Below are 11,555 nucleotides of genomic sequence, written 5' to 3'. Positions count from 1 at the left end.
TGCGTTCGCGCGTCAGGGCATCCAGCGCGGCAAACGGTTCGTCCATCAACAGCACGGCGGGATCGTGGATCAGGCCGCGGGCGATGCCGGCACGCTGCTGCATACCGCCCGACAATTCGCGCGGCAGATGCGAGGCGAATTTGCCAAGCCCTACCAGTTCGAGCAGGCGGTCAGCCTCGGCCAGATAATTCTGTATCGGCAGCCGCTGGGCACGGATCGGCACCAGCACATTATCGCGCACCGTGCGCCAGGGCAGCAAAGTAGGCTGCTGGAACACGATACCGACATCCTTGCGCGGCCCTTTGATGGGCTCGCCCGATATCCGCGCCGTGCCGGCAGAAATCGGCAACAGGCCGCTGATCACGCGCAGCAAGGTGGATTTGCCACACCCCGAGGGGCCAAGCACCGCCACGAACTCGCCCTTGCCGATCTCAAGATCAAGCTTGGTCAATGCCGTAAGCGGGCCTTGCGTCGAGTCGTAAACGACCGACATACCCTCGATTTGCAATACCGGATCAGCGGCCATGTTGCTTGCTCATACTCTCGGCTTACTTGTAGGCCTTGGCCTTGGCGACAACGTCGCTGCGGCTGAAGCGGTTATATTCAGGCACCAGCTGGTTGGTGAAAAGCGTATCGAGGGGGATTTTCGCATCCGCTTCGATCAGCTTGCCCTGCTTCAGGGCACCGATCAGCAAGTCCCATTCCTTATCGGTGAAGGCGCCCATATTGGTATCCGTGCGGCCAGCCAGCAGGTTGGCGATGCGCGGCTTCATGATGGTGACTTCCTTCTTCAGGTTGTCGGCATCGGTGCCGCTGGTGGGCTTCAGCGAGGGATATTCGCGCCAGAAGGAGGTGATGCAGCCTTCCAGGTTGGCCTCGCAGGCCACCGCCGCCTTCGACATGGCACGGCCGAAACGGGCGATCAGATCCGGCTTGGTCTTGAGCAATTCCTCAGTAACCGGGAAGCCATGGCTGGACAGCAGATCGTAACCTGCCGGGAAAGGCACACGGCGAATCTTGGTGCCCGCCATTTCGAGCGCCACATGCATCGTATCCCACAGATTGATCGCATCGACATTCTTGCGGCGCAGCGCCTCGAAAGCCGGCACGCCGGAACCCACGGCAATCTTCTGCACGGTATCCCAATTCACGCCGCTGGCCTGGGCCATGGCCTGGGTCATGGCGATATTGCCCGAGGTGAGCGAGACGAAGCCGATGGTCTTGCCGCCGAGATCGCCCATGGTCTTGATGCTGCTTTCGTCCAGCACCGCCAATTCCCAAATGGTACGCGGCAGGTAGTTGTAGACAAAACGCAGCGGGAAATTCGGCTTGCCCGGCTGGCGCGAAATCGGCAGCGGCTCGAGGCTGGCATAAGCGGTGTGGATGGTGCCAGCCAGCAGCTGTGGGATGATCACGCCCGAACCGGTGAGCACGATCACTTCCACATCAAGGTTTTCTTCATCGAAGAACCCCAGGGCGCGACCGAAGGTAAGGTTCGAAACGCCGGAATTGATCGCCGACGGCCAGGCGAAAACGAACTTGTCCTTAGCTTCGGCGGCGGGCGCCAATGCAGCCGCACAAGCCGAAACCAGCAGCGCGGATGCGCCCAGAATGCTCTTCAGGGAAAACCAGGATCGCGGAGAAGTCATATCAGCCCCCATTGTCTTAAAACCTCGCTTTGTCTCTATATTAGATACATCGTCTATTCTAATGGGACATGCCGGACGGGTCAAACCCAAACTGCCCGGCCGCCCCTATTCCGCCGCCATTTCTACCGGCAAAGCGTCCAACGCCGCTGCGATAGCCCGGCCAACGACAGCGATGGTGAGAGTCGTCTTGTAATGGTTGTCCTTCAACGGCAGAGCGCCATGCACCGCCGCTTCCGCCGCCGCACGGATGCGCGCCTGCGACAGCCCGGCACCCAGCAACAGATTTTCCGATTCCATCGCCCGCACCGGCTTGGGCGCCACACCGCCCAGCGAAATGCGCACGTGACGCAGGCAGTTGCGGTCGCCCGAGAGACTGACAGCCGCAGCGCTTTCGGCGAAATCGCCGCGCCAGCGGGCATATTTCTCGTAATGGAACGCACCCGCCGCTGCGGGAATTTCGATCCGCGTGATGATCTCGCCACGCCGCAGCACGGTTTCGCCGGCCCAGACGTAAAGATCTTCCACCATCACCACGCGATTGCCTTGCGGCCCCACCACATGCAGGCAGGCGCCCAGCGCCGTAAGGATCGGTGCCAGATCGGAAACGCAGGGCGCAGCGCACCGGCCCGCGCCGATGATGGAATGATGCCGGCTTTCGCCCAGCACCGCATAGCAAGGGCAGGACGGGCCGGAGAAACGATAGCAAGGCGTGGCCGAACGGAAGAACCAGCACCGTTTTTCCTGGCAGAGGTCGCCGGCCACGGTGGCGCGATTGCGCACCTGCAAGGTGGCAATCTGGCCGATGGCATCATACAGGCCGGGCAGCCATTGCCGGATTCCGGCATGGTTTTGCAATTGCGACAGGGTTACGGCGGCGCCGATGCTGATGGTGCCCCGTCCGTCGATGGCTATATCACGCATGCCCGGCAGGCCGGCGCATGAAAGCAGCAAAGCCGGCGCATAAACGCCCTGGCGAATGCCAGGCAGCAGATCCGTGCCGCCGCCGATCAGCTTCGCGGCATTTGCTGTTTCGCCCAGAGTATCCAGTGCCGTTTGCAGATTATCGGCCTGTCGCAAATCGAAGCTGCCGATGCGCGGTCGCTTATGGCCCAAAGCCGCGCCCAGTTTCTGCATCGCCGGAAACATCGCCGGATAGGCCGCACGTACCGCCGCCACTTCGGCATTATAGGGGCGTTTATAAGGCTTCAAGGCCGGCTTGGGTTCACGCGCACGCAGCACCGCCAGCACCGCTTCGGGAGTGATCGGCAGCGTGTGGAAGCGATGGCCCACGGCATTGGCCACAGCATTGGCCACCGCGGCAATGGTGGCGTTGATGGTGGGTTCGCCGGCTGCCTTGGCGCCGAATGGCCCCAATTCTTCCGAGGTTTCGATGAATTCCACCGCGATATGCGGCGTGTCGGCAATGCGCGGCACACGATAGTTGATCAGCGATCGATTGACCGGCTTGCCATCCTGAAACAGCACTTCCTCGCTGAGCGCCATGCCGATGCCCTGCATGATGCCGCCATAGGTTTGGCCCTCCAGCGCCGTGGGATTGAGCACGCGGCCCACATCCTGCACCGAGGCCACATTCAATACCCGCACATGGCCGGTTTCGGGATCCACCTCCACTTCCACCGCCTGGGCGGCGAAAGCATAGGAGACGGCATAATTGCCGAAACCATTGGCATCGGGCCGCGCCTGGTCGATGGCGTAATGGCCTTCCACGCGGATGCTGCCATAACGCTGGGCCAGTTGATCGATGCCCACATTCTGCGATGCATCGGCGGGATGCGCAAAAATCCCGCCGGCATAGGCAATGGCATCAGGCGATACCGACCAATCCTCGGCCAGCCGGCGCTTGAATTCGGTCAACAAATCGCCGCCGGCATTCAACGCCGCATTACCGGTGACAAAGGTGACGCGGGAAGCCGCACTGCCCAGATCGTCGGGATTCTGTTCGGTATCCATATGCAGCACGTCGAACAACTCGACGGGCAGTTCCAGCTTGTCGGCAACCAACTGCGCCAGAATGGTATTCTGCCCGGTACCGGCATCGGCGGTTTGCGTGCCGATCAGAAAACGGCCATCGGGCTGCGCGGTCAGCGCCACATTGGAAAAATTGCCTTCCGGGTATAGCACGCTGCCGCTGGGATGGATCATCGAAGCGATGCCGATGCCGCGATATTTCGGCAGCTTGCCGCGTTTCTGTTCCCAGCCGATCAGATCGGCTGCGCGCTGGATGCAATCGGCCAGCGCGCAGGAGGTGATCTTCCAACCAAGCTGGGTTACGTCGCCGGGCCGGTTGGCAATGCGCTTACGGTATTCCACCGGATCGAGGCCGAGCTTGTCGGCGATCTCGTCGATCTGGGTTTCCAGGGCCCAGATGATGCCCGGCGCACCCATGCCGCGATAGGAACCGCCCGGCACCTTGTTGGTATAAACCAGCTTGGCCTTGTATTCGGCCGATTGCACACGATAGAGATTGAGCAAACGCTGGCGCATGGCCGAAACATAAACCGGCCCCATATGGGTGTAGGCACCGTTATCGACCAGGCCTTCCAGGAAACGCGCCACGATATTGCCATCGGCATCCACGGCGGTTTTCAGATGCATCACCTTGGCATGATCGGTCTTGCCGGCGAGGTATTCCTCGTCGCGCGACAGCACCAGCTTTACCGGACGGCCGCAACGCACAGCCAGCATGGCCGCGATGGCAATCTGCTCCGGCGCCTGCGATTTTCCACCGAAACCGCCACCGATCAACACCGAGCGCACCTTGATCTTGCCAAGCGGCAGGCCGATCACTTGCGCCAGTTCCTTGCGCACGAAAAACGGCGCCTGGGTGCCGCACCAGACTTCCAACTCGCCACTGGCGGCATCAAACCGTGCCACCGTGGCATTGGTTTCCATGCAAACCGGCCACACGATGCCATGGCGGAAGCTACCTTCCACGCTCAGAACAGCCGATTGCATGGCCTTGTCCACATCGCCGAAACGCGCATCGGCAAGCTGGGCCACATTGCGCGGCAGATTGGGCTTGGGTGGATGAATCTCCGGCGCATCAGGCGCCAGGGCAGCTTCCAGGCTGGTGGCTGTCGGCATGGCTGTGTAGCGCACCGCAATAGCCTGCGCCGCCGCCCAGGCCTGCTGCGGCGTTTCGGCGGCCACGGCGGCCACTTCCTCGCCATGGAAGCGCACCACATCACGCGCCATCGGATACCGGTCGGCATAGGCGGGGCCGAAATTGACATAACGGTTATCGGAAAAATCCGCAGCCGTGATCACGCAGGCCACGCCAGGCATGGCGCGCGCGGCTTCGGCATCGATGCCTTCTATACGCGCCGCCGCATGCGGACTGCGTAGGACACAGGCATACAACATGCCAGGCAGCGACACATCATGGGTATACTGCCCCTGCCCGGTAACCTTGCTGCCGGATTCAAGCTGCGGAATGCTCCGACCTATGGCCTTGAGGCTCATCGTGCAGCCTCCTGAACAGCCTTCAGGATCTGCACATAACCCGTGCAGCGGCAGATATTGCCCTGCAATGCCATGCGGATATCGGCTTCGCTGGGATGGGGATTCTGCTTTAGCAAGGCGGTGGCAGACATCAGCATGCCCGCGGTGCAGAAACCGCATTGAAACGCGCCATTATCGATGAAGGCGCGTTGCAACGGATGCAATGCGTCCTCGATGGCCAGCCCTTCCACGGTTTGGATATCCGCACCCTGCACCAACAAGGCAGGCGTGATGCAAGCCGGCACGGCAGCGCCATCCACGATCACCGTACACGCACCGCATTCGCCGCTGCCGCAACCGATCTTGGTGCCGGTGAGCGCAAGTTGATCGCGCAGCAATTCCGCCAGCGTGATATCCGCGCGCACCGACAGGCTGACATCACGGCCATTGACCGTGAAAGCCATTACGGTGGCGGCGTTATCCGGCGCGGGCTGCTTCATGCTCTGGCGATCTTTTCCGCCGTGACCGGCAAATCGAGGATGCGTTTACCGGTGGCGCTGGCAACGGCATTGGCAATGGCGGCCGGCGGCTCGATGCAGGACGGCTCGCCCACGCCCTTGGCGCCATAGGGACCGGTGGCGGATGGATGCTCCACCAGCACCACGCGGATCGGCGGCACATCCATGATGGTGGGCATCTTGTAATCGGTGAGATTGGCGTTCAACACACGGCCTTCAACCTGCACCAGCTCCTCGCTGATTGCCTGGCCGATACCCTGCACCACGCCGCCCTCGATCTGCCCTTCAAGATTGGATGGATTGATCGCATAGCCCACATCCTGGGCCACTACGTAATCCTTGATGGTGATTTCTCCCGACATCGGATCGACCTGTAGATCGACCGCATGGGCATGGAAGCTCGGCGAAGGCCAGCCTGGCGAGAAATGATTGCGCACACGGCTAGCATCGTAGGCGATGGGATCAGCGATATAGGTGCCCTCGGCGATGAGGCCGCCGGCACTCATCTGCGCCTGCGCCGCCAATGCCGCAAAGCTGATGGATTTTTCGCCGGCGACAAAGCCCTTGCCGCGCATCTGCAATTCGGCTTCGGGCACACCCAGCGCCTTGGCCGCCAGCGGCCGCATCTTGCCTAGCAGATTGGCAGCAGCCAGCCGCGCGGCATTGGCTACGGTGGCCATGGTGCGGCTGCCTTGGGAACCGAAATCATAAGGCGTGATGTGGGAATCAGCACTGACCACCGAAATATCGGCCACATCCACGCTCAGTTCATCGGCCAGAATTTGCGCCACGCCGGTCAGTGCACCGGTGCCAAGCTCGACCACGCCCACCATCAGCGTGAAACGCCCATCGGCGCTGAGTTTCAGATAGGCGCCAGACGATCCGCGCGAGGTCATCCAAGCGCCGATGGCCAGCCCCTTGCCGCGATTGTTTTCCGGGTTCTTACGATCCCAGCCGATGGCATCGGCGGCCTTGAGCAGGCATTCCTCCAGGCCTACGCCGGTCATCACCTGGCCGGTGGCACTGAGATCGCCTTCATGGATGATATTGCGCAGCCGGAATTCCAGCGGATCGATGCCGAGATCGGCAGCGATGATATCCATCTGCGATTCGATGGCAAAATTCGGCATCGGCCCCGAGGGCGCACGCATGGAGCCGCCAGGATGATTGTTGGTGTAGATTGCCAGGCCTTCCAGCAGCAGATTGGGAATGCGATAAGGCCCGGCCAGAATCAATGTGGCGGTGGACGCCACCAATGGGCCGGAGCCAGAGCAGGCGCCGGTATCGATGATGGCCCGGGCCTGCTTGGCCAGAATACGGCCTTCGCGATCCACGCCGGTTTTCACCTCGATCACCGAACCGTAGCGGAACAGCGCTGCCGATAATTCCTCATGCGAGGTGCTGAACACCCGCACCGGCCGTTTCGCCACGCGCGCCAGGGCCAGGGCATAATGCTCCATGCCTATGCGCAGCTTGCCGCCGAAACCGCCGCCAATGGCCGGCACGATCACACGGATCTGCGTGACATTGACGCCGAATATCTCCGCCAGCGCGGCCTGCGTATCAAACAGCAATTGCGTATTGCACCATACCGTGCCGATGCCGGCCGCATCCCATTGCGCCACGGCCACACGCGGCTCGGTATAACCGGCATGGATCGGCGGCGTGCGGAAACGATGCTCGTAAACCCGATAGCTTTGCCGAAAACCCGCTTCCACATCACCCACCGTGATGGTGGTGCGGCCCGAACGATTGCCTGCGCGATCAGCCAGCGGAGAAGCCTTATATTGCAGCAGATCGGGATGCAGCACCGGGGCATCCGGCTGCATGGCAACAATCGGATCGAATACCGCCGGCAGCGGCCGGTATTCCACACGGATCGCCTGCATCGCCGCTTCGGCGATTTCCGGTGTATCGGCTGCCACGGCGGCAATCGCCTGGCCGATATAGCTGACGCGACCTTCGGCAAAAACCTGGAAATCCTTCACCAGATTGCCATAACGATGGAATGCCATGGTTTTAGCGGTAACGACGGCGCGCACCCCGGGCATTGCTTCGGCAACCGAAAGATCCAGCGCCACGATTTCGGCATGGGCATGTTCGCTACGCAGGATGCGGCCATGCAGCATGCCCGGCAGGCTGAAATCAGAGGCGTAAATGGTGGCGCCAGTCACCTTGCCCAACGCATCGATGCGCTTGTGCCGCGTGCCGACATTCACCTGGTTGCGATGCGGGTGCATATTCATTGCCGCACCCGTCCGTCTTGCGCGGCATGCTGCACGGCCTGAACGATCTTGGTATAGCCGGTGCAGCGGCATAGCGTGCCGCACAGACCTTCTTGAATTTCCTCGAAACTGGGATTGGGTTTTTCGTTGAGCAGGCCTGCGGCGGTCATGATCATGCCGGGAATGCAATAGCCGCATTGCACCGCATCGCATTCGATGAAGGATTGCTGCAAAGGATGCAGCTTATCGCCGTCGGTCATGCCTTCGATGGTGCGAATATCCGCGCCCTCGCATTGCGCTGCCAGCGTGATGCAGGAATTGATCGCCCGGCCATCGATCAGCACCGTACAGACGCCGCATTCGGCTTCCAGGCAATTGGATTTCGTGCCGGTGAGAAACAGCTTCAACCGCAGCACATCCAGCAGCGTGGCGCTGTCTTCCGCGTCGATATCATGACGTTCCCCATTGACCGTCAGACTGAGCTTACGCATGGGGTATCTCCGCTTTCAGGCAATGCTGCAATGCGCGCAGCAACATGCCGCCCACCAGTTCGCGCCGGTATTCCGCGCTCGCCCGTACATCGCTGCGCGGCGTGCAATCGGCCTGAATGGCGACCGCTGCCTTGGCAATCAGCGCAGCATCGGGCTTGCGGCCCAGCAGCATTGCTTCCGTGCCCAGCGCGCGTAATGGCCGGGGCCCAACGGCGCCCAGCGCAATGCGGATATCGGCAATGGCGCCCGCGTTATCCAACCGCAGCCGCAGCGCCACCGACACCACCGCAATCTCCATCGCCTTGCGCCGACCGGCCTTGAGGAAGCAGCAGCTTTCGCCCGGCGCCGGCTTCGGCAGCAATACGGCCTCGATCAACTCGCCAGGCGCCAACAGGCTCTGACCGGGACCGGTGAAAAAATCGGCAATCGCAATATGGCGGCTGCCGCCCTCGCCTGCCGCTACGATCACGGCATCCAGCCCCAGCAAGGCCACAGCCACATCGGCGGCCGGCGAGGCATTGGCGAGATTGCCACCAATCGTGCCGGCATTGCGCACCTGATGGCCACCCACCACGCGCGCCGCCTGGCCCAAAGCCGGGTAATCGCGCAACAGGCCGGAATGCAGGTCGATATCCTTGTGGGTGCACAGCGCACCGATACGATAGCCTTCGGCGGTTTCGGCTATCTGACGCAGGCTTTTCAACCCGGAAAGATCGATCAGGTTGCCGAAGGATTTCACGCCGCGGCGCAACTGGATGATCAGATCTGTGCCGCCAGCGATATAGCGCACATCGGGGGCCAGCCGACGCGACAGCGCGATGGCATCAGGCAGCGAGGCAGCCTTATGCAATTGAAAGTTCATGCCGCAGCCATATCCAACGGAGCCCTGCCAGCCGCCGACCAGGCCGGCCGCCAGGCTTCAGTCACGAATTTCTCCAGCGTGGCAGCGGCATCCATGCCTTTGGCGGGCAGAGCCGCAACGATTACGCCATCGATGCCGGCGGCAAATAGCTGCCCCAATTGCGCCTGGATATCCTGGCCATTGCCAGCCAGGGCCACGGCGCTCACCATGGCATCGGTCACGTCGTCGCGGATTGCTTCATAGGGGGCGGCGCCGGCCTTGTATGGCACATCGGCCACCTTGGCCCGGACACTCTCGCTCAAAGTCAGGCCCTGGCTTTCCAGCGTATCGAAATGGGTGCGGCCTGCCGCCAGCGTGCGTGCCGTGCGCAGGCGCAAGGCATCGAAGGCATCGGCGCGATTATCGCTGATCGAGAGATTGAGCCGCGCGATGCATTTCGCGCTGCCGGGTGCCCGGCCAGCCGATGCAGCAGCCTTGTCGATACGGGCGCGGAAGAAAGCGGCCTCGGCCGCATTGCCGCAAGCCTCCATGATCACCGCGTCGGCAATCTTGGCCGACATCTCCTGCCCCATCGGGCCATTGCTGGCAATCCAAAGCGGCAAGACGGCGCGGCGCGGCTTGTAGCCCAGCTTGCCGCCATTCAGCACCACGATCTCGCCGCGATAGGTCACTTCCTCGCCGCTGCACATGGCGCGAATCAACTCCGCGCTTTCGCGGATGGCACGGATCGGCTTGGGGCGCGGCATTTCCATCTCGGCAAAGCCCGAAATGCCGGCGCCCAAGCCAAGGATGGCGCGGCCGCGCGAGATATCGTCCAGCGTGGTGATGGCCATGGCGGTAAGGGCTGGATGGCGCGAAAACGGATCAGTGACGCAGGGGCCGAGCTGTATCCGCTCGGTTTTCATGGCAATCACGCTGAGCAGCGCATAAACCTCGCGGTAGAAACGCTCATCGGCGATCCACACATCGCTGAAACCTAGCTGTTCGGCCTTCGCCGCCAGATCGGCCAGCGCAAAAGGATCGGCATGGCCCGCCATCAACAAACCCAAACTCATTGCGCAATCTCCAGCGGCAGGTAATCCAGATCGAAGCCATAATGGCGCGGCCCAAGCGCGGCTATCGCCTCAGGCGTGCGCAATTGCGGCGGCGCCGGAGCCACGATCACCGCCACGTCGATGCCCTCAGGCAGCGTGGTGTTGGTATAGGGCTCGGCGGTATGGGCCTGCACCACGCAGATCAGATCCGGCGAGGTATAGCGCGGCACATCGTCGATCCAGACGATATGATTCTCGTTCTTCAGCCAGATCCGGGCTTTGCTGCCATCGGCGGCATCAATGTAGAGATCGCCGAACATGTAGCCTTCGCGCGATTCCCAGCTCTTGCGCACCAGCCGCCCACGATGCACCACGCGCCCGCCCATGGCGGCTGCCGCGGCATCGGTGGCATCCGTGCCGGCACGCCGCGCCGCCGAAATGGCCCGGCCCAGCTGCAAGGCTTGGCTGAGGCCGCCAGACAAGGCATGGCGCTTCAATGTGCGGCCATCCACCACGAAAGCCGCACGCGCCAGCTGCGCCTTCATATCGGCTGCCTTGGTGACCGTACTGATCGCCTTGCCCAGTCGCTCGCCCAGCAACATGCTGTTGCAATCGCTTACCGTCATCAGCATGCCCCAATGATCGGCATAAACCGCCGGTGCGAACGGAATGCCGGAGCGTGCGATCGTGCTCTGCGACATTTCCGGGATGGCGCGGCCGGCGCAATCGCAATCCACCATGTCGATGCCCGCCGCCATGGCCGCCGCCAGCGGCATCGGCGAATTGCCGGCGCCAAGCTCGATGGGGTAGATGCCGGCGATCTTACGGCCGAGATGGGTTTCCAGCGCCTTCAGCGCGCGCAGCATCGGCGGCTCGGCCTGCATCTGGCGCGGATAGCCGGCGGCTACACGCTCCTCCTCGCTCATCGGCGGCACCGGCGCGATGGAGCCAAGGCCCGACAGCGAGCAGAACAGATCATCGTCGCCGATGCCTTCAAGCGGCCGCCAGCATGGCTGGCCGCCCTGCTCTATCAAAGGCAGCAAGGCAGCGCGACCGGCATCCGGCCGCCCGCCGCCGCCCGTGCCCAGCACGGTCAGCCCGCGTATGAAATCCTCCAAATCCTCAACCGAGTTTAACGCGCCTGTCGGCATCACATCGCCTTTTCGTCTTTAATAATGAGACAACGTTTTTATTATAGAGACGAATTTACGCCGGCAAGCCGCCTCCGTCAAGCCCGGCCGAATGCGCCAAGCCAAGCTGACTGCCGGCTGCGATGTGCCCTGGAAAAAGCCTTAAGTGGCTCTGCGAGCAACC

At 62.2% G+C, this 11,555-nt stretch carries 9 protein-coding genes; all 9 read right to left on the bottom strand.

Annotated elements, in window-relative coordinates; all coding sequences use genetic code 11:
• Window positions 1–526, bottom strand: a 526-nt coding sequence (locus KF827_RS09155; protein WP_291003792.1) for an ABC transporter ATP-binding protein, incomplete at its 3' end; no start/stop codon positions are given.
• 22 nt (window positions 527–548) lie between these two features.
• Entirely contained in the window at window positions 549–1,649 is a 1,101-nt protein-coding gene (locus KF827_RS09150; protein WP_291003789.1) for an ABC transporter substrate-binding protein, read from the bottom strand.
• Window positions 1,650–1,754: 105 nt separating this feature from the next.
• Complete coding sequence (locus KF827_RS09145; protein ID WP_291003786.1) at window positions 1,755–5,132, bottom strand: molybdopterin cofactor-binding domain-containing protein; 3,378 nt, start codon at window positions 5,130–5,132, stop codon at window positions 1,755–1,757.
• A complete protein-coding gene (locus KF827_RS09140) occupies window positions 5,129–5,611 on the bottom strand; it encodes a (2Fe-2S)-binding protein (protein ID WP_291003783.1) in 483 nt (160 codons plus the stop codon). Before KF827_RS09140 ends, KF827_RS09145 begins: the two co-directional genes overlap by 4 nt.
• Window positions 5,608–7,875: a xanthine dehydrogenase family protein molybdopterin-binding subunit gene (locus tag KF827_RS09135; protein WP_291003780.1), complete on the bottom strand. Its 2,268-nt coding sequence runs from the start codon at window positions 7,873–7,875 to the stop codon at window positions 5,608–5,610. Before KF827_RS09135 ends, KF827_RS09140 begins: the two co-directional genes overlap by 4 nt.
• A complete protein-coding gene (locus KF827_RS09130) occupies window positions 7,872–8,345 on the bottom strand; it encodes a (2Fe-2S)-binding protein (RefSeq protein WP_291003777.1) in 474 nt (157 codons plus the stop codon). Before KF827_RS09130 ends, KF827_RS09135 begins: the two co-directional genes overlap by 4 nt.
• Window positions 8,338–9,207: a xanthine dehydrogenase family protein subunit M gene (locus KF827_RS09125; protein WP_291003774.1), complete on the bottom strand. Its 870-nt coding sequence runs from the start codon at window positions 9,205–9,207 to the stop codon at window positions 8,338–8,340. The genes KF827_RS09130 and KF827_RS09125 overlap by 8 nt, the downstream gene beginning before the upstream one ends.
• A complete protein-coding gene (locus KF827_RS09120) occupies window positions 9,204–10,262 on the bottom strand; it encodes an LLM class flavin-dependent oxidoreductase (protein ID WP_291003771.1) in 1,059 nt (352 codons plus the stop codon). Before KF827_RS09120 ends, KF827_RS09125 begins: the two co-directional genes overlap by 4 nt.
• Window positions 10,259–11,392, bottom strand: a complete 1,134-nt coding sequence (locus tag KF827_RS09115) for a DUF917 domain-containing protein (protein WP_291003768.1) — start codon at window positions 11,390–11,392, stop codon at window positions 10,259–10,261. The genes KF827_RS09120 and KF827_RS09115 overlap by 4 nt, the downstream gene beginning before the upstream one ends.
• Window positions 11,393–11,555 lie beyond the last annotated feature (163 nt).

This window comes from Ferrovibrio sp., from assembly GCF_019636075.1.
Taxonomy (GTDB): Bacteria; Pseudomonadota; Alphaproteobacteria; order Ferrovibrionales; family Ferrovibrionaceae; genus Ferrovibrio.
The sequence above is the reverse complement of the archived record's forward strand: the minus strand, read 5'-3'. Positions and strand labels throughout refer to the sequence as shown.

Bases quoted from the DNA above. Each gene is read 5' to 3' on its own strand.
- KF827_RS09125 (WP_291003774.1), bottom strand. From the start codon at position 9,207: ATGAACTTTCAATTGCATAAGGCTGCCTCGCTGCCTGATGCCATCGCG.
- KF827_RS09135 (WP_291003780.1), bottom strand. From the start codon at position 7,875: ATGAATATGCACCCGCATCGCAACCAGGTGAATGTCGGCACGCGGCAC.
- KF827_RS09115 (WP_291003768.1), bottom strand. From the start codon at position 11,392: ATGCCGACAGGCGCGTTAAACTCGGTTGAGGATTTGGAGGATTTCATA.
- KF827_RS09150 (WP_291003789.1), bottom strand. From the start codon at position 1,649: ATGACTTCTCCGCGATCCTGGTTTTCCCTGAAGAGCATTCTGGGCGCA.
- KF827_RS09120 (WP_291003771.1), bottom strand. From the start codon at position 10,262: ATGAGTTTGGGTTTGTTGATGGCGGGCCATGCCGATCCTTTTGCGCTG.
- KF827_RS09130 (WP_291003777.1), bottom strand. From the start codon at position 8,345: ATGCGTAAGCTCAGTCTGACGGTCAATGGGGAACGTCATGATATCGAC.
- KF827_RS09145 (WP_291003786.1), bottom strand. From the start codon at position 5,132: ATGAGCCTCAAGGCCATAGGTCGGAGCATTCCGCAGCTTGAATCCGGC.
- KF827_RS09140 (WP_291003783.1), bottom strand. From the start codon at position 5,611: ATGAAGCAGCCCGCGCCGGATAACGCCGCCACCGTAATGGCTTTCACG.